At 71.0% G+C, this 23,126-nt stretch carries 23 protein-coding genes; 13 read left to right on the forward strand and 10 right to left on the reverse strand.

The genetic code is table 11. The features are described 5' to 3' along the window. Window positions 1-51: 51 nt before the first annotated feature. Window positions 52-441: a VOC family protein gene (locus NE234_RS18725; protein ID WP_252781653.1), complete on the reverse strand. Its 390-nt coding sequence runs from the start codon at window positions 439-441 to the stop codon at window positions 52-54. 152 nt (window positions 442-593) lie between these two features. On the opposite strand from NE234_RS18725, the gene NE234_RS18730 reads away from it, so the two are divergent. After that, window positions 594-1,499: a sigma-70 family RNA polymerase sigma factor gene (locus NE234_RS18730; protein WP_252781654.1), complete on the forward strand. Its 906-nt coding sequence runs from the start codon at window positions 594-596 to the stop codon at window positions 1,497-1,499. Between the two features lie 126 nt (window positions 1,500-1,625). On the opposite strand, the gene NE234_RS18735 is transcribed toward NE234_RS18730, so the two are convergent. Beyond that, window positions 1,626-1,829: a hypothetical protein gene (locus NE234_RS18735; RefSeq protein WP_252781656.1), complete on the reverse strand. Its 204-nt coding sequence runs from the start codon at window positions 1,827-1,829 to the stop codon at window positions 1,626-1,628. A 66-nt stretch (window positions 1,830-1,895) separates the two neighbouring features. On the opposite strand from NE234_RS18735, the gene rfbB reads away from it, so the two are divergent. Next, complete coding sequence (gene rfbB / locus NE234_RS18740) at window positions 1,896-2,885, forward strand: dTDP-glucose 4,6-dehydratase (protein ID WP_252781658.1); 990 nt, start codon at window positions 1,896-1,898, stop codon at window positions 2,883-2,885. 127 nt (window positions 2,886-3,012) lie between these two features. Here rfbB and NE234_RS45955 read toward each other — a convergent pair whose 3' ends face one another. Then, window positions 3,013-3,225: a zinc ribbon domain-containing protein gene (locus NE234_RS45955; RefSeq protein WP_406567022.1), complete on the reverse strand. Its 213-nt coding sequence runs from the start codon at window positions 3,223-3,225 to the stop codon at window positions 3,013-3,015. 12 nt (window positions 3,226-3,237) lie between these two features. Between NE234_RS45955 and NE234_RS18745 the strand changes: the two genes are divergently transcribed. The 7 genes from NE234_RS18745 (at window position 3,238) to NE234_RS18775 (ending at window position 10,747) form a co-directional block, all read left to right on the forward strand. Beyond that, the gene (locus tag NE234_RS18745; RefSeq protein ID WP_305886702.1) at window positions 3,238-4,053 is read left to right on the forward strand and encodes a gamma-glutamyl-gamma-aminobutyrate hydrolase family protein; all 816 of its coding nucleotides are present in this window, start codon (window positions 3,238-3,240) and stop codon (window positions 4,051-4,053) included. A gap of 177 nt (window positions 4,054-4,230) precedes the next feature. After that, complete coding sequence (gene rfbA / locus NE234_RS18750) at window positions 4,231-5,100, forward strand: glucose-1-phosphate thymidylyltransferase RfbA (RefSeq protein WP_252781724.1); 870 nt, start codon at window positions 4,231-4,233, stop codon at window positions 5,098-5,100. Window positions 5,101-5,147: 47 nt separating this feature from the next. Further along, on the forward strand, window positions 5,148-6,302 hold the full coding sequence (locus tag NE234_RS18755; protein WP_252781661.1) for a nucleotide disphospho-sugar-binding domain-containing protein: 1,155 nt from the start codon (window positions 5,148-5,150) through the stop codon (window positions 6,300-6,302). An 88-nt stretch (window positions 6,303-6,390) separates the two neighbouring features. Continuing rightward, a complete protein-coding gene (locus NE234_RS18760) occupies window positions 6,391-7,308 on the forward strand; it encodes a putative sugar O-methyltransferase (RefSeq protein WP_252781662.1) in 918 nt (305 codons plus the stop codon). Window positions 7,309-7,323: 15 nt separating this feature from the next. After that, window positions 7,324-8,310: a methyltransferase gene (locus tag NE234_RS18765; protein ID WP_252781664.1), complete on the forward strand. Its 987-nt coding sequence runs from the start codon at window positions 7,324-7,326 to the stop codon at window positions 8,308-8,310. A 143-nt stretch (window positions 8,311-8,453) separates the two neighbouring features. After that, complete coding sequence (locus tag NE234_RS18770; protein ID WP_252781665.1) at window positions 8,454-9,668, forward strand: dTDP-4-dehydro-6-deoxyglucose aminotransferase; 1,215 nt, start codon at window positions 8,454-8,456, stop codon at window positions 9,666-9,668. 26 nt (window positions 9,669-9,694) lie between these two features. Beyond that, window positions 9,695-10,747, forward strand: a complete 1,053-nt coding sequence (locus NE234_RS18775; RefSeq protein WP_252781667.1) for a nucleotide disphospho-sugar-binding domain-containing protein — start codon at window positions 9,695-9,697, stop codon at window positions 10,745-10,747. 77 nt (window positions 10,748-10,824) lie between these two features. Here NE234_RS18775 and NE234_RS18780 read toward each other — a convergent pair whose 3' ends face one another. From NE234_RS18780 to NE234_RS18795, 4 genes are all read right to left on the reverse strand, one after another. Next, a complete protein-coding gene (locus NE234_RS18780) occupies window positions 10,825-11,805 on the reverse strand; it encodes a Gfo/Idh/MocA family protein (RefSeq protein WP_252781669.1) in 981 nt (326 codons plus the stop codon). 13 nt (window positions 11,806-11,818) lie between these two features. After that, a complete protein-coding gene (locus NE234_RS18785; protein WP_252781670.1) occupies window positions 11,819-13,225 on the reverse strand; it encodes an NDP-hexose 2,3-dehydratase family protein in 1,407 nt (468 codons plus the stop codon). 57 nt (window positions 13,226-13,282) lie between these two features. Further along, complete coding sequence (locus tag NE234_RS18790) at window positions 13,283-14,281, reverse strand: aldo/keto reductase (protein ID WP_252781672.1); 999 nt, start codon at window positions 14,279-14,281, stop codon at window positions 13,283-13,285. A gap of 576 nt (window positions 14,282-14,857) precedes the next feature. Then, window positions 14,858-15,220 carry a hypothetical protein gene (locus NE234_RS18795; RefSeq protein WP_252781673.1) on the reverse strand — a complete coding sequence of 121 codons (363 nt, stop codon included), beginning with the start codon at window positions 15,218-15,220 and terminating at the stop codon, window positions 14,858-14,860. Between the two features lie 78 nt (window positions 15,221-15,298). Between NE234_RS18795 and NE234_RS18800 the strand changes: the two genes are divergently transcribed. Then, entirely contained in the window at window positions 15,299-15,955 is a 657-nt protein-coding gene (locus tag NE234_RS18800; protein ID WP_252781675.1) for a TetR family transcriptional regulator, read from the forward strand. Between the two features lie 40 nt (window positions 15,956-15,995). Here the strand turns inward: NE234_RS18800 and NE234_RS18805 are convergent, their stop codons facing one another. Both NE234_RS18805 and NE234_RS18810 read right to left on the reverse strand, forming a co-directional pair. Then, entirely contained in the window at window positions 15,996-16,781 is a 786-nt protein-coding gene (locus NE234_RS18805; protein ID WP_252781676.1) for an enoyl-CoA hydratase/isomerase family protein, read from the reverse strand. Window positions 16,782-16,880: 99 nt separating this feature from the next. Next, the gene (locus NE234_RS18810) at window positions 16,881-17,609 is read right to left on the reverse strand and encodes a gamma-glutamyl-gamma-aminobutyrate hydrolase family protein (RefSeq protein WP_252781678.1); all 729 of its coding nucleotides are present in this window, start codon (window positions 17,607-17,609) and stop codon (window positions 16,881-16,883) included. 443 nt (window positions 17,610-18,052) lie between these two features. Between NE234_RS18810 and NE234_RS18815 the strand changes: the two genes are divergently transcribed. After that, complete coding sequence (locus NE234_RS18815) at window positions 18,053-19,177, forward strand: globin domain-containing protein (protein WP_252781680.1); 1,125 nt, start codon at window positions 18,053-18,055, stop codon at window positions 19,175-19,177. Between the two features lie 60 nt (window positions 19,178-19,237). Here NE234_RS18815 and NE234_RS18820 read toward each other — a convergent pair whose 3' ends face one another. Continuing rightward, window positions 19,238-20,041, reverse strand: coding sequence for a helix-turn-helix transcriptional regulator (locus NE234_RS18820; protein ID WP_252781682.1), 804 nt, complete (start codon window positions 20,039-20,041; stop codon window positions 19,238-19,240). 223 nt (window positions 20,042-20,264) lie between these two features. Between NE234_RS18820 and NE234_RS18825 the strand changes: the two genes are divergently transcribed. Together NE234_RS18825 and ggh are read left to right on the forward strand one after the other, a co-directional pair. Beyond that, a complete protein-coding gene (locus NE234_RS18825; RefSeq protein ID WP_252781683.1) occupies window positions 20,265-21,458 on the forward strand; it encodes an ROK family transcriptional regulator in 1,194 nt (397 codons plus the stop codon). A gap of 224 nt (window positions 21,459-21,682) precedes the next feature. Further along, window positions 21,683-23,059 carry a glucosylglycerate hydrolase gene (ggh, locus tag NE234_RS18830; protein ID WP_252781684.1) on the forward strand — a complete coding sequence of 459 codons (1,377 nt, stop codon included), beginning with the start codon at window positions 21,683-21,685 and terminating at the stop codon, window positions 23,057-23,059. Window positions 23,060-23,126: the final 67 nt, after the last annotated feature.

The following is a 23,126-nucleotide window of genomic DNA, read 5'->3' on the forward strand; positions in this document are numbered from 1 at the left end:
GGGGGCCGGCCGGAGAGGAAGGCGGCCGGCCCCCAGCGGTCCACGGTCAGGTCAGCTGTTGGTAGCGACCTTCCACAGGTAGCCGTCGGGGTCGGCGAAGTAGCCGAAGTACCCGCCCCACTGCGCGCTCTCCGGCTTCCGGACCACGCTGCCGCCGGCGGCCTCGGCCTTGGAGATCACCTCGTCCACCTCCGCGCGGGACTCGGCGCCGTAGTGGAACGAGACGCCGCGGAATCCGGAACCCTCCGCGGACACGCCCGCGTCCTGCGCGGCGGCGTCCCACTCGTAGAGGGCCAGCGACGAGGAGCCCTCGCCGAGGTTGAGCGAGACGAAGTTCGGGTAGTCCGTCTCGATCTCGGCGCCCAGGCCCTCGGCGTAGAACTTCTTCGCCCGGGCCATGTCCCGGACTCCGAGCATGATGACGTTCACCTTCGGTGACATCCGCTTCCTCCTTGGTATTCCGGTCCTTCACGGGCCGCCCCGGGCCCCGGCGGCACCGCGGGGCAGAGGCGTTCGGCCGGTGCGAGACTCCGTCGGCTCGCCCGTCTCACCCGTCGACTGGTATGACAGGTGCGGACGGAGGAATGTGACAGATGAGCGAGCACGACTGGCTGACACAGCGCTTCGCCGAGCACCGGAACCGTCTGACGGGCCTGGCGTACAAGATGCTCGGCTCGCGCGGTGACGCCGAGGACGCGGTGCAGGAGGCGTGGCTGCGGGTCAACCGCGCCGACGCCGACAAGGTCGAGAATCCTGCGGGGTGGCTGACCACGGTCGTCGCCCGGGTCTGCCTGAACATGCTGGAGACCCGCCGGGCCCGGCGTGAGGAGCCCGCGGGGGCGGTGCCGCCCGATCCGGCCGTGCCGCACGCGAACCCCGAGCCGGCCGGCCAGGCCGGTCCCGAGGACGAGGCGCTGCTCGCCGACTCGGTCGGCGTCGCGCTGATGGTGGTGCTGGACACGCTGACGCCCGGCGAGCGGCTCGCATTAGTCCTGCATGACGTCTTCGACGTGCCCTTTGGTGAGATCGGCGCCATCATCGACCGCTCCCCCGCGGCCGCCCGGCAACTCGCCAGCCGGGCCCGCCGCCGGGTGCAGGGAGCGGCCGCGGCGTCCAGTTCCGCGCACTCACGGAAGCGGGAGATCGTCGCCGCCTTCCTTGCCGCCTCCCGGGGCGGGGACTTCTCCGCCCTGCTCGCGCTGCTCGATCCGGGCGCCGTGCTCGTGGCCGACCCGGAGGCCGTACGGATGGGCGCCCCCGGAGAGGTCCGCGGCGCCGACGCGGTGGCCGCGATGTTCTCCGGACGGGCCGAGGCCGCCCGGCCGGCTCTGGTCGACGGCGTTCCGGCGGCCGTCTGGGCGTACCGCGGCCGGCCGAAGGTCGTCTTCAACTTCAGCATCACCGACGGGAGGATCACCCGCATCGCCATGGACGCGGAGCCCGACCTGCTCCACGACCTCGACATCGTCTTCCTGAGCGCCAACGACAAGGGGCGGTGATGAATCTCGAGCAGGACGAGATGCGAGGTCGTGTCGAGCGAGAGCGGGTCGTCCGGCCGGCCACGGTCGACGACCGCGCCGGGCCCACGTGGTGCCCGTCATCTTCGCGGTCGACGGCGACGTCTTCTACTCGCCGACGGACAAGAAGGCGCGGCCGGTCGCGGCGGCGGGCCAGCTGACGGTGATGATGTAGGCGAGCACCTCCCGTCCGGGTTCGACCCGCCTGTCCTCCCGCGCGGGAACCGGTGCCGCCCGCTCCCGTACGGCCTGCCGGGCGGGACCGGCCGGTAGGGCAAGCTCCGAGATGGACGCGCTCTGCGCTCGGCGCACGCTAGGAGGCGTGCACGGGGCATACGGGCTCGTGCTCGGCGGCCACGGCGAGGTGCGGATCAGCTCATGAGAATCCTGGTAACGGGCGGCGCCGGTTTCATCGGCTCGCACTACGTGCGGACGCTCCTCAGCGGCGGTTATCCCGGTTACGAAGACGCGCGGGTGACCGTGCTGGACAAGCTCACGTACGCGGGGAACCCGGCGAACCTCGACGCGGTGGCCGGGCGGTTCGAGTTCATGCGCGGCGACATCTGCGACGCCGACCTCCTGGCGGAGCTGCTGCCGGGTCACGACGCGGTGCTGAACTTCGCCGCCGAGACGCACGTCGACCGCTCCATCACCGGGGCGGCGGAGTTCGTCACGTCCAACGTGACCGGTGTGCAGGTACTCCTCGACGGATGCCGAGCGGCCGGAGTCCCTCGGGTCGTCCACGTGTCCACCGACGAGGTGTACGGGTCGATCGCCGCGGGTTCCTGGACCGAGGACGCGCCGCTGGACCCCAACTCGCCCTATTCGGCGGCGAAGGCGGGCGGGGACCTGCTGGCCATGGCCTACGCGCGCACACACGGGCTGAACGTGTCGATCACGCGCTGCTGCAACAACTACGGCCCCCACCAGTACCCGGAGAAGGTCATCCCGCTGTTCGTCACCAACCTGCTGGACGGCCGCCCGGTCCCGCTCTACGGGGACGGCCTCAACGTGCGCGGGTGGATCCACGTCGACGACCACTGCCGCGGCATCCAGCTGGTCCTCGAGCAGGGGCGGCCGGGCCGGGTCTACCACATCGACGGCGACACCGAGTTGTCGAATCGAGAGCTGACCGCGGCGATCCTGGCGGCCTGCGGCGCGTCTTGGGACATGGTCGTGCCGGTCACCGACCGCAAGGGCCACGATCGCCGCTACAGCCTCGACGACTCGCTGCTGCGGTCGATGGGCTACGCGCCCAGGGTGCCGTTCGCCGAGGGTCTCAAGGCCACCGTCGAGTGGTACGCGGACAACCGCGACTGGTGGGCGCCCCTGCACCGGCCCGCACCGCCCGCCCGGCCCCGCTCCTGAGACCCCGGCCGATCACCGGCCTGGGCGGCGATGCCCGGCCGGCGCACTTCCGCATGACCGACGACAACGATGAGGGTGAGCTTGACGTTCCTCCCCCGCCTGAAGGCGGGGGATTCCAACCCGATCCCTACCGGGAGGAGAGGACAGGTTGAGGTTCGCGGTTCACGGCCCCGCCCAACGGCTGGAGGGCTCCCCGCGCTGTCACCGTCCGCCCGACGGCGCTGTCTCTGATGTTCTCGGCCGCGTTCACATCCGCATGATCGACATGCCCGCAGACGCAACAACGAAAAACGAGGAGGGAAAGGCGTTTCCTCCCCGGCCTGAAGGCCGGGGTCTCCACGCCGAGAAGCCGATGAACTCAGCACCGAATGGTCCGGTGAGCACAGGGCGGTCCTCCGGGCGGCCGGTGGTCGGGATATGCGCGCGGACGGCGCCCGTCACACTCATGGGCGCCCCCCTGACCGTGAGCTTCACGCTGCAGTCGCACGTGAAGTTCCTGGCCTCCGCGGGTTGCGCTCCCCTGCTGCTTCCGCTGCTGCCCGGCGTCGAGCACCTCATCGACCGGCTCGACGGGCTGCTGGTTCCGGGTGGCCCGGACGTGGATCCGTCGCTGTACGGGGGCGCCCCGCACTCCAGGACGCGCGGAGCCGACGCGGCCGTCGACGCCGCCGAGCTCGCACTGGTCACGACGGCGCTCAGGGCCGGTCTGCCCGTCCTCGCCGTCTGCCGTGGCATGCAACTGCTCAACGTGGGTTTCGGGGGCACCCTGCACCAGCACCTGCCCGAGGTGACGGGCCATGACGGCCATTGCCCGGAGACCGAGGTCTTCACGTTCGGCAGGAACCGCCTGGACCTGACGCCGGGCAGCCGGATCGCCGAGATCCTCGGCGAGGACTCCCCCGAGGCCGCCTGCCACCACCACCAGGCGATCGACCGGATCGGCGCCGGTCTCACCGCCACGGCCTGGGCGCCGGACGGAGTCGTGGAGGCGGTGGAGGTGACCGATCACCCATTCGCGATCGGCGTGCAGTGGGAGGCCGGTCAGACCGAGGACGAGCGGCTTCACCGCGCGCTCGCCGAAGCGGCCGGACGGTTCTCCGCCCAGGCGGCCGGCCATCACCTGGTCGACGGCGGCGACCTCGTTCGACCGGCGACCTCGCGCGGTTGAACGCCGCCGGGCCCGGCCCGGCCGGAATGCGAACTCGAGTCACCACGGCACCGTCGAAGATGCCCGCAGGCCGTACGGCTGTCCACCATGTGGAGTGGACGGAAAATGGACCACCCGGTGGCGAGCACGGCCATCGATATTCGCTGTGCCGATACGGACAGGGCGAGGAGGCGGGCCGTGAAGGGAATCATCCTGGCCGGCGGCCATGGCACGCGGCTGCACCCCATTACGCTCGGCGTCTCGAAGCAATTGCTTCCGGTTTACGACAAACCAATGATCTACTACCCGCTGTCGGTTCTGATGATGGCGGGCATCACCGAAATTCAGATCATCTCGTCGCCGGAGGACCTGGAGACATTCCGGAGACTGCTGGGCGACGGCTCCTGGCTCGGCATCTCCCTGAGTTACGCCGAGCAGGACAAGCCCCGGGGAATCGCGGACGCGTTCCTGGTCTCCGCCGACCATGTCGGAGACGACTCCGTCGCCCTGGTGCTGGGCGACAACATCTTCCACGGAGCGGGGTTCGGGACCCTGCTTCACCGGGCCGCGCGAGACGTCGAGGGCTGTGTCCTCTTCGGCCACCCGGTACGGGACCCGCAGCGCTACGGGGTCGGTGAGCTGGACGAGAAGGGCAGGCTCGTCTCGATCGAGGAGAAGCCGGCCAGGCCGCGGACCAATATGGCGATCACCGGGCTCTACCTCTACGACAACCAGGTGGTGGACATCGCCAGAAGGCTGCAGCCCTCCGAACGCGGGGAGCTGGAGATCACGGATGTCAACCGGACCTATCTGGAGCGGGGCGAGGCCACGCTCATACCCCTGGGACGCGGCTTCGTCTGGCTGGACACGGGAACGCACGACGCCCTCATGGAAGCGGGCCAGTACGTCCAGGTCCTGGAGCACCGGCAGGGCGTGCGGATCGCCTGTCTCGAGGAGATCGCCTGGCGCCTGGGATACATCGACCGGGATGAGTTCTATCGCCTCGGCAGTCGCCTGGCGAAGTCCGCCTATGGCCGATACATCATGGAAGTGGCCGAATCCGGCTGAGGCAGGTCGTTGACTCCGCCGTCTCACAGAAGGCATATGAATTGCCCATGAGATTCTTGTACATCGCCACCGGCAGCCAGGCGACCGTCTATGGCGCCGCCCCTCTCGCGGCGGCCGTGCAGAATGCCGGCCATGAGATCCTCATGGCCGGCAACGAACCGTTGATGCGGTTCGCGGAGGCCATCGAAGTGCCTGCGGTCTCCGTCATGCCCGAGCCGATCCGGCACTTCATGAAGAACGGCGACTCGGGGAACGCCCCCAGTCCCTTCCGGGATCTGCGGGAGGAGGAGTCGCTCATTTTCGGCCGGGCCTTCGCCCGGATGGCCTCCGCCGAGCTGGACGCGCTGCTGGACCTGGTGGAGGCCCGGCCCCCCGATCTGGTCGTCGGCGGCTCGATGAGCTACGCGGCGGGGTTGCTCGCCTCCCGGATCAAGGTCCCCTACGTGCGCCACGCCGAGTATCTCCAGATCCCGATGGCGGAGATCGACCCGATCGCCGAGGAGGGGCTCCGGCCCGACCTGGAGCGTCTGGGGCTGGCGGCCCTGCCGGACCCCGACCTGTTCATCGACGTCTCCCCGCCCTCGCTCCGGCCCGCAGGCGCCCCGGACGCGCAGCCGATGCGCTGGATCCCGAGGAACCCCCAGCGCCGCCTCCAGCCGTGGATGTACACCCGGCCCGAAGGGCGCCCCCGGGTACTGATCACCTCGGGAACGCACTTCCGCATGCTCCCGGCCGACTCCATGCGGCACCTGGTGGACCGGCTGACCCGGACCGGAGCCGAGGTGCTGATCGCGGCCCCCGACAGGGCCGCCGAGGAGCTCGGCGGAGACCTCGGCGACGTCCGCGTCGGGTGGATCCCACTCGACGTCGTGGCCCCCACCTGCGACCTGATGGTGCACCACGCGGGCGCGGCCACCGCCATGACGGTCATGACCGCCGGGGTGCCGCAGCTGATCGTCCCGCCGAACTTCCACACGAAGGCCATCGCGCAGGCCCTGACCGACTTCGGGGCGGCTCTGACGGTGACGCCGGAGCGGGAAGGGACCGATCAGGACCTGGTGGAGGCGATGGCCGCCGGCTGCCGGGAGATCCTGTCCACTCCCGCGTACGCCCAGCGGGCGCAGGCCCTCGCCGAGGAGATCACCACGCTCCCGACCCCCGCGGAGGTCGTGCGAACGCTGGAGACGCTCGCCGCCCCATGATCCGACCGCCCCTGACCCGACCGCCCATGACGGTGCCAGCCGCCGGAAACGATTCCCGCACCGCGTCAGGTGCGACCGGGAGAGCGATATGAAGTCCCCTTATCAGGCCAGCGCGCAGTGGGAGAACATCAGCAAACGCTGGGTCACCGAAGACGTGTCGAGGAATCTGGCGCACTTCAAGTCGGGTTCTCCCAACCACAAGATCGCCATCTGGAATCCCGCGGCGAACGGGACCAGATACCTCAAGACCCTGCTCTACAACCTCGCGGCCGGTCTCGGCCCCGAGGACTGGTCCAGGCTCCGGCGGATCCGCAACCGCGAGGTAGGCGATCCGTTCAGCGTGACGATCGACGGTGAGAGCGTCTGCCTGGACTACCTGCAGGCGGTGCTCGAACTGGAGTTCATCGAGAAGGAGATCGACCTCGCGGGCGCGCGCGTCCTGGAGATCGGGGCCGGTTACGGCCGGACGTGTCACGCCATGCTCGGCAACCACGACCTCGCCTCGTACCACATCATCGACCTGCCGAACACGCTCCGCCTCTCCCGGAGCTACCTGCGCGCCACCCTGGACGACAAGCAGTTCGCCAAGGTCACGTTCATCACCGTGGACGAGATCGACGACGCGCTCGGCCCGCACCGTTTCGACCTGGCCGTCAACATCAACTCCCTCACCGAGATGCCCGTGGACACGGTGCTGAACTACCTGTCCCTGATCGATCGCCACTGCGACGCGTTCTACGTCAAGAACCCCGTCGGCAAGTACATGGACAAGAGCCTGGACGGGCACGCGCAGGGTGCGGAGGTCGTGCGCATGGCGATGGAGACCGGGCCGCTGCGGCAGGTGGTCGACATCGACGACAGCCGGGCCGTGCAGGCCGCCGTACCGGAATTCCTCGCCGCCTACCGGCCGGGCGACTCGTGGACCTGCGCCGCGGACGGCTGGGCCGTTCCCTGGACCTTCTTCTGGCAGGCCGTCTACAAGCGCCTGTCTCCCAAGGCCCGTTGACCCTGGAGGTAACGAGTGTCGGACAAAGCGGATCTTCGGGCGCTGAGCGACCTGGCGACCCCGTGGAGCGTACGTGTGGTGGTCACCCTGGGCGTCGCCGAGCACATGGCGGCGGGGATCACGAAGATCGACGAGCTGGCCCGGAAGTCGGACTGTGACGCCGAGTCGCTGGCCCGGGTCCTGCGCCACCTGGTGGACAAGGGCCTCTTCCAGGAACCCGCCAAGGGCGAGTTCACCCTCAACGAGGCGGCTCGTGGCCTCCTGGAGCCCCGGGTGCGCGGCGGTCTCGATCTCGACGGCTCGGCCGGCAGGCTCGCCGGTGCCTGGAGCGGCCTGCTCACCGCCGTGCGTACGGGCCGCCCGTCGTACGAGACGGTCTTCGGCCGCCCCTGGTGGGAGGACCTGGAGGCCAATCCCGAGATCGCGGCCAGCTATGACGCGCTCATGGGCCGGCAGGGCCGTGGCGTTCCGGATCCCGCGATCCTGGTCGACGACGACTGGGAGGACGTCCGCCACGTCGTCGACGTCGGCGGTGGGACCGGCGCGATGCTGGCCGAGATCCTGCGAGCCCACCCCGGCGTCCGCGGCACCCTCGTCGACCTCCCCCGCACGGTCGCCCGGTCCGGCGAGGTCTTCGAGTCCGCGGGAGTGGCCGACCGCGCCGCGGTCAGCGCGCAGAGCTTCCTCGACCCGCTCCCCCCGGGGGCGGACGTCTACCTGCTGGCCTCCGTGCTCCTGGACTGGCCCGACGACCAGGCGACCACGCTGCTCACCCGCTGTGCCGAGGCCGCCGCTCCGAACAACGGCCGCGTCGTCGTGGTCGGTGGCGTATCGCCTGGAGGGGCGCCCAGCAGGGGCGCCCTCCTGCTGATGGTGATGACCGGCGGCAAGACGCGCAATCTCGACCAGTTCCGCGACCTCGCGGCGAAGGCGGGTCTCACGGTCACGGCGGCCGGCGACGGACCGTCGGGCCGTTTCATCGTCGAGAGCCGGCCGACCTGACCCGTGGCCGGCCGACCTGACCCGTTCCCGCACCAGCCGCCCTCAACCGGGGTGCGAGGAGCCTTCGGAACACTCCTGTGCCGAGGGAACCCGTGTGAAACCGGTCCACGGTACCCACGATGGTTCACGATGGAGATCCGGGCATGAAGCAGCAAGTCGATGACCTCGCTCTTTTCGGCGGACCCGCGGCATTCCTGCAACCACTCTTCGTAGGCCGGCCGAGCATCGGTGACCGGTCGCGTTTCCTGGAACGAATGAACTGGGCGCTGGACAACCAGTGGCTCACCAACGGCGGCCCGCTGCTCCGGGAGTTCGAGGAGCGCGTCGCGGACCTGGCCGGCGTGCGCAACTGCGTGGCGACCTGCAACGCGACCACGGCGCTGCAGCTGATGTACCTGGCCATGGAGCTGTCCGGCGAGGTCATCATGCCCTCGATGACCTTCATCGCCACCGCGCACGCCGCCCGGATGGTCGGCCTGCGACCGGTGTTCTGCGACATCGATCCGGCCACCGGATGCATCGACCCGCGGGAGGCGGAGGCCGCGGTCACCTCCCGTACGTCCGCGGTGGTCGGCGTTCATCTGTACGGACGGCCGTGCCCCATCGACGAGCTGCAGAAGGTCACGGTCAAGCACGGCCTGAAGCTGGCCTTCGACGCGGCCCACGCGCTGGGCTGCACCTACCAGGGCCGGCGCATCGGCGGCTTCGGGACCGCCGAGGTGTTCAGCTTCCACGCCACGAAAGTGGTCAACAGCTTCGAGGGCGGCGCCATCGTCACCGACGACGACGGCCTCGCACAGCACCTCCGCTCGCTGAACGCCTTCGGCACCGGAGCCGGCGGCCGTACCGAGCGGATCGGCACCAACGCCAAGATGAGCGAGGCCGCCGCGGCGATGGGACTGACCTCGCTCGACGCGTTCGACGCGACCGTACGGCACAACCGCGCCAACCACGCGCTCTACCAGTCCGAGCTGCTGGGGGTGGAGGGCGTCTCGGTCTTCTCCTTCGACGAGGAGGAGAGCCCCAACTGCCAGTACGTCGTGGTCCAGATCGACGAGGCCGTCGCCGGCGTTCACCGTGACCTGCTGATGCAGGTGCTCAGAGCGGAGAACGTCGTCCCGCAGCGCTATTTCTCGCCCGCCTGTCACCAGGTCGAGCCGTACCGGTCGGAGTGTCCCGTCGAGCTGCCGCACACCGAGCGCATGGCGGACCAGGTGCTCGTCCTGCCGACCGGGCCCGCCGTCTCCGGAGAGGACATCCGGCGGGTCTGCGACGTCGTGCGGTGCGCGGTCACCAGGGGACGGCAGGTGACCGAACGGTTCCATCGTCGGACGGATCACGCGACCGCGTCACGCTGACGCCCCTCACGGAAAGCGTTCCTGCCATGAAAATACTGTTCACCGCCGGTGGCAGCCAGGCGACCGTCTTCTCCGTCGCCCCTCTGGCGACGGCCGCGCGGAACGCGGGACACGAGATCCTCCTGGCCGCCGAAGAGCCGCTTCTGGGAGCCGCGGCGGCCATCGCGATCCCCGCGGTTCCCACGCCCGAGCCGAGGAACACCTCCGCCCGGCTGGACGCGCTGGTGAACCTGTCGCAGGACTGGCCCCCGGATCTGGTCATCGGCGGCACGCTGAGCCATGTGGCCGGCATGCTCGCCGGTCATCTCAAGATCCCGTACGCGCGCCAGGCCTGGGAGATCGGCCCGATGCCGCCGGAGTTCGCCCGGAGGATCGCGGAGGGGATCCGGCCCGACCTGGACCGCCTCGGGCTGGCGAGCCTGCCGGACCCGAACCTGTTCGTCGATGTCTGCCCGCCCTCGCTGCGGCCCGCGGACGCCCCGGACGCGCAGCCGATGCGCTGGATCCCGAGGAACCCCCAGCGCCGCCTCGAGCCCTGGATGTACACCCGGGCGCAGGGGCGGCCCCGCGTCCTGATCACGTCGGGGACCCGCGTTCGCATGCTCTCCGGTGGCTCCACGCGGCGTCTGGTGGACCGGTTGACCCGGACCGGGGCCGAGGTGCTGATCGCGGCCTCCGAGGAGACCGCCGCGGAGCTCGGCGGGGAGCTGGGCGACGTCCGCGTCGGCTGGATCCCGCTCGACGTGGTGGCCCCCACCTGCGACCTGGCGGTGCATCACGGAGGCGGGGCGACCGCCATGACCCTCCTGAACGCCGGGGTGCCGCAGCTGTTCCTCCCCGAGAACGGCTACGCGAAGGCCATCGCGCGGGCGGTCTCCGGCTCCGGCGCCGCGCTCACGGTGCCGCTGGAGCAGGAAGGGTCCGACGAGGACCTGGTCGACGCGATCGCGGCCGGCTGCCAGGAGATCCTCTCCACCCCTTCGTACACGCAGCGGGCGCGGGCCCTCGCCGAGGAGATCGCCACGCTCCCGACCCCCGCCGAGGTCGTGCGCACGCTGGAGACGCTTACCGCCCCGTGACCGGGAACGGTACGAACCGGCGATGAGCGCGCGGGAAGCGCGCCCATCGCCGGTTCTCGTGATGTCGGCTGCCGGGCTCAGGCGGTGACGCGCACCGCGGCCGAACGGACCTGGTCGACCAGCCGGGCCTGGCGGATGATCGCCTCCGCCTGGGCGGTGTGGTCCGCGCCCTGGAGGATCGACCGGGCGAAGAACTCCAGGATGTTCTTGAACTGGTGGTCCGCGGGGAGGGTCAGCTCCTCGATCCCGTCCTGGGACTGGATGCGGATCCGGGGCTCCAGGGTCGGGGGCGGGGTGAACGCCCGGTCCAGGGTGAGCCGGGCCCGGTCGCCCCACAGGGCGTAGCGGCACCGGTAGGCGTGCTCGAAGCCGAAGGACAGCTCGGCCGTGACACCCGAAGGAGCGCACAGCAGAACGTGGCCGGCCACGTCGACGCCCCGGCTCGGGTGCAGGCGCAGCACCGAGCCGACGACGTCCAGGTCGGGGCCGAGGAAGTACGAGGCGGCGCGGATCGGGTAGACGCCCACGTCCAGCAGCGCGCCACCGCCCAGCTCGGGGTCGTACCGCACGTCGGCCGGGTCGAGGGGCGGGATGCCGAAGCTCGCCGTGAACACGCGGGGCTCGCCGATCCGGCCGTCCGCGACGAGGTCGCGGACCTTCCGGTGCTGGCCGTGGTGGAGGAACATGAAGTTCTCCATCAGCCACAGTCCGGCCTTCTCCGCCTGGTTCACGAGGTCGAGGGCGGTGGCGTGGTCGCAGGTGAGCGGCTTCTCCGAGAGCACGTGCTTGCCGGCGGCGAGCGCGCGGCTCGCCCAGTGCGCGTGCAGGCCGGTCGGCAGGGGGAGGTAGACCGCGTCGATGTCCGGCCGGTCCAGCAGCTCGTCGTACCCGCCGGCCACGCCGCAGCCGAACCGTTCGGCGACCTCGCGCGCCCTGGCCGGATCCCGGCTCGCGACGGCCGTCAGCACGACGCCCTCGGCCTCTTTCATCGCCGGCAGGACCCGGCGGAGCGCGATGCTCGCGCATCCCAGAACTCCCACGCGGACTACGGATCGCATGCGGCGGGTCCTTTCACCAGAGGCTGTGGAGGCAGGCGACGAGGCTGCGCGCCTGGACGTTGAGGTAGTGCCCGTGGCGGAGCAGGGCGCCGAGCTGACCGAGGGTCACCCAGCGGTAGTCCTGGGGGCATTCCACCGGGAAGTCGTCGTCGACCTCGATCACCATGTACCGGTTCTGGGCGTCGAAGAAGCGGCCGCCCTCCTCCGAGAGATAGGCGTCGAACCGGACGCGGGCGGGATCCGCGCCGAGCACGTGGTCGAGGTAGCGCGGTTCCGGCAGCCCGGTGTAGTTCTCCCGGATGGCCTGGAGGGTGGGCCCGAGCTCGACGTTGTCCACGAAACCGGGCTCGACGCGCGCGTGCACGAGTACGTGCATGACCCCCTCGATTTGCTTGGTGAGGAACGCGATGATGCCCCGTCCGGCCGGTGCGAGCAACGGCTGCCGCCAGGACGGCACCTCCCGGCTGCTCGCCTCGACGTCGACCGCGATCACCCGGAAGTGCTTGCCGTCCTCGCGGGCGATGTCGTGGGCCGTGCGTCTCCAGCCGGCGATCCGGTCGGCCGGGATCAGCCGCGTCGACACCTCGTGCCGGGTCTTCTCCTCGGTGAACCAGCTGAGGACGTCACCGAGGTCGTGCAGGGCGCCGGCGGAGCGGTCCAGGGACCGCGCGAGCGCGCGGCGGAACGCCTCGGGCGCGTGCCGCGACCCGCTGTCGGCCCACGGCGGGGCGAACGGCATGCAGGACAGCACCGTACGGGCGTCCATGTTGACGAGGTTGTCCGTGTGCAGCAGGTCCAGCACCTCGCGCAGCGGCAGCCAGCAGAAGTCGTCGTGCAGCGGAAGGTCGCCGGTCACCTCGACGACCATGTTCCGGTTGCGCTTGCGGTAGAACCACGAGCCCTGCTCCGACTGCAGGACGTCGACGAGGACCCGCCCCCGTCCGGGACCGACGAAGTACTCCAGGTATCGGGTACGGCCGCCCCGGTGCACGCGGGTGTAGTTGCTGCGGGTCGCCTGGACCGTCGGGGACAGCTGGAGCGTGTTGACGTTGCCGGGCTCCATCTTGGCCTGCATCAGGCAGTGCGGCACTCCGTCGAAGCTCTTGACGATGATGCCCAGGATCCCGATCTCCGCCTGATTGATGATCGGCTGGGACCATTCCGGGACGGGTCCGTAGTCGCTCCGGACGTGCAACCCCTCGATCGTGAAGAATCGTCCGCTGGAATGGGACAGGTTCCCGGTCTCCGGGTCGAAACGCCAGTCGACGAGCTCGTCGAAGGGAATCGGGGTGACGTTGAAACGGTTCGCCCGTGCCCGCTCCGACCACCACGGCCGGAACTCGCCGACCGACCGGGTCGCCGACGCCGACTCGGTGAACATGCGGTCGACGCTCCGGGGCATCGTCATCCTGGACGTCATTCAGGGCACCCTTCTGGGATCGGGATCCGCGGCCCGGGCCGGTTCGGCCGGCTCATGTCAGCCGATCCACGCGTCGGGGGCGGGCAGGCCGTTACCGACGGGCGGGAACAGCGCTTCGAGCCGAGCCGTCTGCGCGTCCGACAACGGCGTCTCGAGGGCGCGGACCGCGTCGTCGACGTGAGCGGTGGTGCGCGGGCCGATGACGGCCGCGGTCACCCCGGGGCGCGAGAGGACCCAGGCGAGTCCGACCTCCGCCGGGGAGCGGCCGAACTCCGCGCAGAGGCGCTCGTACTCCGCGATCGCGTCACGGTGGACCTCCAACGCGGCCGCCGCGCGCCCCTGCGCGGACTTGACCGCGGTCCCGTCCGCCTGCTTGCGCAACACCCCGCCGAGCAGTCCGCTGTGCAGGGGCGACCAGACCGACACCCCGATGCCGTAGGCGCTCGCCGCCGGGAGCACCTCCAGCTCCGGGTGGCGCGTCACGAGGTTGTACAGGCACTGCTCCGAGGCCAGCCCGAGAAGGCCACGGCGGCGCGCGGCCTCCTGCGCGGCGGCGAGGTCCCATCCGGCCGCGTTCGACGTGCCGACATAGCGGATCTTCCCCTGACGCAGGAGGATCTCCATGGCCTCCCAGACCTCGTCCCAGGAGACTCCGCGGTCGACGTGATGGATCTGGTAGAGGTCGATCCACTCGGTCCGCAGCCTGCGCAGGGACGCCTCGCACGAGGCCACGATGTTGCGTACGGACAGGCCGCCGTCGTTCGGCGCGTCGCTCATCGGGTGACCGACCTTGGTGGCCAGCACGACCTCGTCCCGCCGTGATCCACGGTCGAGCCAGTTGCCGATGACCTCTTCGGCCCACCCCTTGTACACGCGCCAGCCGTAGATGTTCGCGGTGTCGATGACGTCGATGCCGCGCTCCAGCGCGTGGTCCAGGAGCCGATGCGCCGCGGGCTCGTCGACCCGGCCGCCGAAGTTCACCGTTCCGAGCCACAGCCGGCTGACGCTCAGTCCGGTCCGCCCCAGCCGTCCATGAAGCCGATCGTCGCTGGACATGCCGTCTCCCCCTGCGACCCCACCTTCCATCCCGATCATCTTCGCCGCGCGGCGCGTACCGGTCTTCTTTCACATTGCCGACATTTCGGCTCATCGGAAACCCGCCGAGGAGCACCGTGCCGGTCCGGCGGTCTGCCTCCACCGGACGGAGCAGCTCGTCACCGCCGCGGACATCACGTCGACGGCGTCCCTGACCAGGCACGACGCGGTGAGGTACCGGCTGCTGTACCACGTAGTGACGTGCCTGCGGTATCGATCGCGGCTCGCCCCATGCCTAGCGTTTTCGGCATCACCTGAATGAAGCGAGGAGTCGACTCACCGTGAACCCCGGGCTTGATCCTTTGTCGCCTGAAGACCGGCAGCACACCGAACGCTGCTGGTGGAACTGCTCTGAGGCGAGGTGGCAGTGCGCGAACGACTGCCCGATCCGTTCCTGAGGGCCGATGCGATATCCGAGCCGTCCGTCACTACACCGGGGCCCTGACCTGCAGTGATGCCCTTTTATCCGGATGAGGGCCGCGCGGCCGGGGATCGGGGGGATGACCCCGGCCACGCGGCGGTCCCTGAGGCGCTTTCTCAGCGCGGATCGGTGACCTTCATGATCTGCCACAGCTCTTCTTGCAGCCGGTCACGACAGACACGGTACTGCGCCCAGTCGCCACCGAATGCCTTCATCACGACAAATTCCTCATCTTCGGCGGTCTCGCGCACCGGCCGGGATTCGTGCACGGCGTCGTGCATCTCCCGCCAAAGGCGGTCCCGCCAGGCGTGATACAGCTCCCGGTCGCCGCCGAACCTGGTCTCGACCAGCAGCTTCTCGTCACGAATCACCCAGCCCGCGAGGTCGGACCCGTGACGAGGCGACAGGTGCCGGGTGACCGGATGGTGAGGCTTGCCCGGAGGCCATACCTTCATCACGTCTCTTCTCTTCGCCGCCACAGAAAGAAGGACGCACCGCGGCGCCGGCCGGATGACACGGATGTTCCCGCACCGCCGTCTCTCTGGGAATCTGGGACCATGCAGCAACATCGCCGGCTCCGCGAGGACCTGCTCGACGCCGCCGCCGGCCTGATCATCGAGCGTGGGTTCCGGCGCGTCCGGATGCAGGACGTCGCGGACGCGGTGGGGGTCAGCCGGCAGACGGTCTACAACGAGTTCGGGGACAAGTGGGGGCTGGCGCAGGCGCTCAACCTCCGGGAGAACGAGCGCTACCTCGACGGCGTGGACGCCGCGTTGTCCGACCACGCCGACCTGTACTCCGCGGTCGCGGCCGCCGTGTCGTACACGCTGCGGACCGCCGCGGACGACCCGCTCAAGAAGGCCACGCTGACCGGTGAGGGCAGCGAGGACCTGCTGCCCCTGATGACCACGCACGCCGAGCCGGTGCTGTTCGCGGCGCGCGAGCGCATCATCAGCCATGCCGCACGCCAGTGGCCGTGGCTCGACGCGACCGACATGGCCGAGATCGTCGACGCGGTCATCCGCCTGACGATCAGCCACGTGATGCTGCCGACGGATCCCGTGGACGTCGTCGCCGAGCGTCTGGCACGACTGGTCGCGCGCTATCTGCGCCAGCCGGACGCGGCCTCGGAGGCGGCCCCGGAGGCGGCCCCGGAGGCGGCCCCGGGCGCGGCCGCGGGTGCGGCCGGCCCGTCGGCGGCCTCCTCGTCGTAGGCCGGAACCCGCGTCCCCGGAGCGGACGCCTCGCCGTGAATCAGAAGCGGGGCGTGCGCTTCTCCCGGAGGGCCTGGACCCCCTCACGCAGGTCGGGGCCCGCGAAGCCGTAGAACTCCAGGGCCAGTGACGCGTCGAAGGCGGGGCCGGCCGTCCGCAGCCAGTTGTTGAGGGCGTACTTGGTGAACGCGATGGCCTGAGCGGCGCCGTCGGCCAGCCGCCCGGCGATCTCGAGGGCCTTGTCGTGCACGGCGTCGTCGTCGACGCAGACGCTGACGAGGCCGATGCGCTCGGCCTCCTCACCGCTGAGCGGCTCGCAGAGCAGAAGGTGGTACTTCGCCTTGGCCATGCCGCACAGCAGCGGCCAGACCACGGCGGCGTGGTCGCCGGCGGCGACGCCGAGCCGCGTGTGCCCGTCGATGATCCTGGCGGTCCGGCCCGCGACCGAGATGTCGGCGAGCAGGGCCACCGCCAGGCCCGCGCCGACCGCCGGTCCCTGGACCGCGCTGACGACCGGCTTGCCGCAGTTGATGACGTTGTAGACGATGTCGCGCGCCTCGCGCAGAACCCGGGAGCGGACCTCGTAGTCCGCCATCATGTCCTCGATCATCGCCAGGTCGCCTCCGGCGGAGAACGCCGTGCCCTCACCGCGGACGAGCACGGCGCGCACCTCGTCGTCGGCGTCGGCGTCCCGCCAGATCTGCGCGAGCTCCCGATGGCCGGTCGCGTCGACGGCGTTGAGCCGCTCGGGGGCGCTGATCGTCACACGGAGGACACCCTCCCGCGCCCAGTCGATCCGCAACCGCTCGTACGATTCGTAATTCATCGGTCCGAACCTCCGCTCCAAGTGGCCCGAGCCTATCCAGGAGATCTCCCCGGCGGCCGGGGCCGGGACGGGCGGTTGGAGCCTGGGGCCTGGGACCGCTCAGAGACGGCCGCCGGAGGCGACGCGGACCAGGGCCTCGAACAGGCGGAGGTCCTCCCCCTCCTCGGGATGCCACTGCACGCCGATGCCGAACCGGTATCCCTGCAGCTCCACCGCCTCGACGACCTGGTCCTCGGCCCAGCCGACCGCGACCAGGCCCTTGCCCAGGCGCTTGATCGCCTGGTGGTGGCGGGTCGGCACCTCCACCTGCTCGCCGAGGATCCGGCCGAGGGCGCTGGAGGCGCTGAGCTGCACCCGGTGCCGGCCCGTCCACCCGGAGGCCGGGGCGTGGGCGTCCCCGCCGACGACGTCGGGCAGGTGCTGGATCAGGCTGCCCTCCCGGAGCAGGTTGAGAGCCTGCATGCCGCGTCCGATGGCCAGAAAGGGCAGGTCCGCGTCGATCGCCGCGCGCAGCAGGGCGAGTTCGAAACCGTCCCGGTGCGGCTGCGGCGGACCGGTGCGCTCGTGCGGCGGCTCGCCGTACAGACTGGGATCGAGGTCGGCGCCGCCCGCGATGACCAGTCCGTCGAGGCGCTCGACGTGCGCGGCGACGGCGGCACGGATCGACGGCGGAATGAGGACGGGAACGGCGCGGACGCGCTCGATCGCGCGGAGATAGGAGACGGGCAGCAGCGCGGCCTCTCGCACCCAGTCGCTCCAGCGGGCGGGCTCCAGCTCGGTGGTGATGCCGATGAGGGCGGGCCCCGCGCCGTACGTCGCCCCTGCCATCCAGAGCTCCTCCCAAGTCCTGCGGTGCTGTCTCGCCGGTCCGGGCCATCATGGCGCATGCCGGACCGGGTGAACGCCGCGCGCGCCGCGTCGCGCGCGTCCCGGCCGCCCGGCCCCCGGGGCTCTCGCCCCGTACGCCCGAAGGACCCGGAGTCGCGGGAACATCCTCGCGTACGCGAAGGCGATCCAAAGTAGAGATTCCTTCAAACTCGTAGATATTTCTTCTACCGTTCCCAGTATGCAGCCAGGCGCGCGCCACAGCCAGTTTGATACCGATCAGTATCCGATAATCCTCGACATTTAGCCTTCGGTCCCGCGAAATCCACAGTTGATTACTCTTCGTACATCTCGGAATTAGATCCCTCCAACCGGTTGATGTTCTCCCTGGTGAGATGCGAAACTCGTGGTACGGGGCAGCACGGAACGAACGACGGGAACGAGCAGTGGAATCACTGGAATCCCTGAAACCTAGGGTGATCAAGGAGATCTACGCACTCATCGAACCGCACGCGGAAAAGAGCATCGCCTATTTCTACGGGCGCCTCTTCGCGGAGAACCCGCGGCTCCGCACCCTCTTTCCCTCCAGCATGGCCGCACAGCGCCATCGGATGTTCGACGCCCTTTCTCAAATCACCGCAAGCCTGGACAATCCAGAAACCTTCACGCGCTTCCTCACCCGGCTCGGCCGGGACCATCGCAAGTTCGGGATCGCCCCCGATCACTACGAGGCGATGGGCCGGGCGATCCTGGCGACGCTCCGCGCGTACGCCGGCGAGGCCTGGACGGCGGAGATGGAGGCGGCCTGGACGGCGATGTTCGACACCGCCGCCTCGATCATGATTCAGGCCGCCGAGGATGACGCCGCGGAGACGCCGCCCTGGTGGGTCGGGGAGGTCGTCGAGCACGACCGCCGGACTCCGGACATCGCGGTGCTGGCCGTCCGGCCGACCGAGCCTCTCCCCTACCGGGCCGGGCAGTACGTCTCGGTTCAGACGGCTCGCTGGCCCCGGGTCTGGCGCACGTACTCGATCGCCAACGCCCCTGCCGAGGACGGGCTGCTGCGCTTCCACGTACGGGCGCTGCCCGCCGGCTGGGTCAGCGGCGCGCTCGTCCGCCATACGCGGGTCGGTGACGCGCTCCTGCTCGGGCGCGCCTCCGGCGGCATGGTCCTGGACGCCGAATCCGACCGCGACGTCCTGTGCGTGGCGGGCGGCACCGGTCTGGGCCCTCTCAAGGCGCTGGTCGAGGAGTCCCTGCGGACCCGGGAGCGACGCGACGTCCACCTGGTGTTCGGGGCCCGCACGTCCGCGGAACTGTACGACCTGCCGGCCCTCCGCGCGCTCGCGGATCGGTGCCCGCGGTTCCACGCGGTTCCGGTCGTCTCGGAGGGACCGGCCTTCGACGGCGTGCGAGGGCCGGTGTCCGACGTCCTGGACCGCCTCCGGGACTGGTCCGATCACGACGTGTACGTCTCCGGGCCGGCCGGAATGGTCTCCCGAACGGTCACGAACGCGCAGGAGCTCGGCATCCCCGCCGAACGGATCCACTACGACTCTCCGGACCGCTGACGCCCCGGCGCGAGAACACGGCCCCTGGCGAGAGGGCGGCCCCGCAGAGAGGGCAGCCCCCTATTCGCCCGACTCCGCGCGGCGGCGTAGCACGGCGGCGGTCTCGTCGTCGGCGGGGAAGAACGCCTCGACGGCCAGCTCGGCGAGGGTGACGTCCGCGGCCGCACCGAACGTCGTCACCGTGCTGAAGAAGCTGAGCACGCCGTCGCCGTACCGCAGGATCGTGGGCAGCGCGATGTCGTGGGCCGGCTGATGGACCGCGTCCTCCTCGGTGACCGGGCCGTACGCCTTGGTCTCCTCATGCAGCGCGGCGAGTTCGGGGTCTCCGGTGAGCGACACCTGACGCGCCATCCGGGCGATCAGATGCGCCCGTACCTCCGGCAGGTTGACCACCCGGGACGCCAGGCCCTCGGGGTGCAGGGCGAGCCGGTGGACGTTGACCGGCGGGCGGACCAGCTCGTCGGGCACGTCCTCCAGGAACAGCATGGCGGCGTTGTTGGCCATCACCAGGTTCCAGAACCGATCGACCACCAGGGCCGGGTACGGCTCGTGGCCGTCCAGGACCCTGTTCAGGGCCTGCCGGGCCGGACCCATCTCCGGCGCGTCGATCGACCGCTGCGAGTACACCGGCGCGTACCCGGCGGCGATCAGCAGGTCGTTGCGCTCACGCAGAGGGACGTCGAGGCGCTCGGCCAGCCGCAGGACCATCCCGCGGCTCGGCTGGGAGCGTCCCGTCTCGACGAAGCTGAGGTGACGGGTGGAGACGTCGGCGTCGAGGGCCAGTTCGAGCTGGCTGAGCCGCCGGCGGCGGCGCCAGTCGCGCAGCAGGTCGCCGACGGGGCGGGTGGGTGTTGTGGTGACCATGGTCAGCAGACGTTATCGGCCGTTCCTGCTCGCGACCATTACCTGCCGGGTAACCGGAGCGATGACGCGGGCCTCCGGCCGGGCGGAGGCCCGGCTCGGCGGGCGGGCGGCCCGGTTCCGCGAACGGCGCGGCAGCGGATGGCGAACGGCGCGGCCGGCGGGCGGGCGGCGCGGCCGGGCCGTGCCTCGTGGGAAAATCAGGCCGAGGAGAGGGGGTCGACGGATGCCGAATGTCAGCGCGCCCTCGGCCGGCCACCTCCTGCAGTTCATCCGGGCCGGCGCGGCGCGCACCCGCCGCGACCTCATGGAGCTGACCGGACTGTCCCGGTCCACGGTCGCGCAGCGCGTCGACCAGCTGGTCAGCGCCGGCTACGTCCGCGAGGGAGGCGTCGACGCCTCGACCGGAGGCCGCCGGCCCAGTCTCCTGGAGATCGACGAGGGGTCGGCCGTGGTGCTCGCCGCCGACATCGGGGCGACGCACGGCCGGGTCGCGGTCACGGACCTCGCCGGCCGGGCGCTCGGCGAGACGACCGGGCGGCCGCTCAGCGCCGAGGGCCCGGAGAAGGCCATCGCGTGGATGACGTCCCGGTTCCGGGACCTCCTCGCCGACTGTGGCCGTTCGGTCGCCGAGGTCTGCGGTGTCGGCGTCGGCCTGCCGGCCCCCGTGGACGTTCGCACGGGCCGTACGGTCCAGACGCCGATCGCCCCGGGATGGGAGCGGTACGACCTCCCGGCCGCGCTGGCCGCGGAGTTCCCCGGTCCGATCATGCTGGACAACGACGCGAACGTCATGGCGCTCGGCGAGTACACCGCCGCCGGCCCGGACACGCCCCCGGTCCTGCTCGTCAAGGTCGCGACCGGCATCGGCGCCGGGATCGTGGAGGACGGCCGGGTGCTGCGCGGCGTCGGCGGGGCGGCGGGTGAGATCGGCCACGTGCGGGTCTCCGGCCGGGAGGACGTGGTGTGCTCGTGCGGGTCGCGCGGCTGCCTCGCCGCGGTGGCGAGCGGCGCCGCGCTCGCCCGCGAACTCGCCGCCGGCGACCCCTCGGTCCGCGACGCGTCCGACGTGGCACGTCTCGCGCTGGCCGGCCATCCGGAGGCGGTCCGCCTCACGCGGGAGGCCGGGCGCACCCTCGGCGAGGTCCTGGCCGTGGTCGTGAGCGTCGTGAATCCCGGCTCTCTCATCATCGCCGGATCGCTCGCGGGGGCGGGTGAGCACCTGGTGGGCGAGATCCGCGAGGTCGTCTTCCGTGGCGTGCAGTACCGCTCGACGCGCGGGCTGCAGATCGGCGAGGGGCGTCTCGGCGGACGCGCCGGAGTGGTCGGGGCCGCCTCGATGGTCATCGACCGGGTCTTCTCCCCCGAGGCGGTCGACGCCCGGATCGCCGCGGCCGAGTCGCTGCGCGCCGGTTGCTGAGCTCCGTCCCCGCCCGATCACGACCCGCCCCGGCCTCGTACCTCGCGATCGGGCCGAGTGCCGCGCTCGTTTCCCCGGCGTTACAGAAGTTACACAGCGGTTACACGCGGGCTACTTGCCAGGCCCGGAAGAGGGGCGCAGGATCGGTGCGTGCGACTATGTCCGTGATCGTGGACGAAGTCGCCGCCATGGCGGACTAAGTTTCTGGGTGTGGAGACAGCGAGATGGCCGACAGCGACAGACCGAGCCCCGACCGCCATCGGCTCTGGGTGGTCAGGAGACTGAGCCGCGCGGAGGTCGCCGAACAGGCCGCGGCGGTGCTGCGCGCGAACGACCGCGGCTCCCTCACGGTGGCCGCGCCCCGGCTCTATCCGCACATGTGGAGCTGGGACGCGGCGTTCATCGCGGTCGGGCTGGCGCGGATCTCGCCGAGCCGGGCGCTGACGGAGCTCGAGACGCTCTTCGCCGCGCAATGGGGCAACGGCATGGTCCCGCACATCGTCTTCTCCGCGAACGCCCCACTGTACGAACCCGGGCCGGACCGCTGGGCGGCGCAGGAGACCTCCCCGCACGCCCCCGGCCACGCCGCGACCAGCGGCCTGATCCAGCCGCCGGTGCACGCGTCCGCCCTGCTCCGGATCCTCGACGCGGTCCGCGGCGCCGGCGCCGCCGAACGGCGCGACGTCCTCGCCCGCGTCCGCGCGCTGTGGCCGCGGCTGCTCGCCTGGCACCGGTACCTGGCGGAGCAGCGGGACGCCGATGGCCGCGGCCTGCTGATGATCTACCACGGCTGGGAGAGCGGGATGGACAACTCACCCCGCTGGGACGTGCCGTACGCCGACGTGGTCCCCGACCCCGACTTCCGGCCGTTCCGCCGGTCCGACCTGGAGGCCCTGGGCGAGCAGTCACAACGCCCGACCGACGCGGACTACATCAAGTACCAGTGGCTGATCGAGGAGCTGCGGCAGGCGCGTTACGACGACGAGCTGGCCCGCAAGTCGCTGAGCTTCCGCGTCGCCGACGTCTTCGCCAGCGCGATCTTCGCGGCCGCGAACGAGGACCTCGCCCGCGTCGGCGACGAGCTCGGCCTGGGCGCCGGCGACGAACTGCTCGGTTACGCCGCCCGCTTCCGCCGCGGTGTGCTCGGCACGACCGATGAGGACGGGTTCGCCGCCGACGTGGACCTGCGCACCGACACGACGCTGCGCACGAGGACCCTCGCCGGGTTCGCGCCGCTGCTGTCCGGCGGCCTGGACGCGGACCGCCGGCGCCGCCTCGTCGACCTGCTGCACTCCGCCGCATGGTGCGGCAATCCGGATCTCGCCTACCCCCTGCCGCCCAGCACCAGCCCCGCGGCGCCCGAGTTCGACGTCGCGCGGTACTGGCGGGGCCCGCAGTGGCCGCCGATGAACCTCCTGCTCGTCTGGGGCCTGGAGCGCTCGGGAGAGCACGACGCCGCGGGCCGGCTGCGTGAGGCCGCGCTGCACCAGCTCACCGACGGGGTGTTCGCGGAGTACTACCAGCCCTTCACCGCGCACCCGCTCGGCAGCCGACCCCAGTCCTGGACCGCCGCGGTCGCCCTCGACCTCGCCGGCCGCTGACGGCGATCGCCCTCCGCACGGCGCGGCCGGTCCCCCGGGCCGGGCGCGTACGCGCGACGACGGCGGC

The organism is Actinoallomurus rhizosphaericola, assembly GCF_024055675.1.
Taxonomy (GTDB): Bacteria; Actinomycetota; Actinomycetes; order Streptosporangiales; family Streptosporangiaceae; genus Actinoallomurus; species Actinoallomurus soli.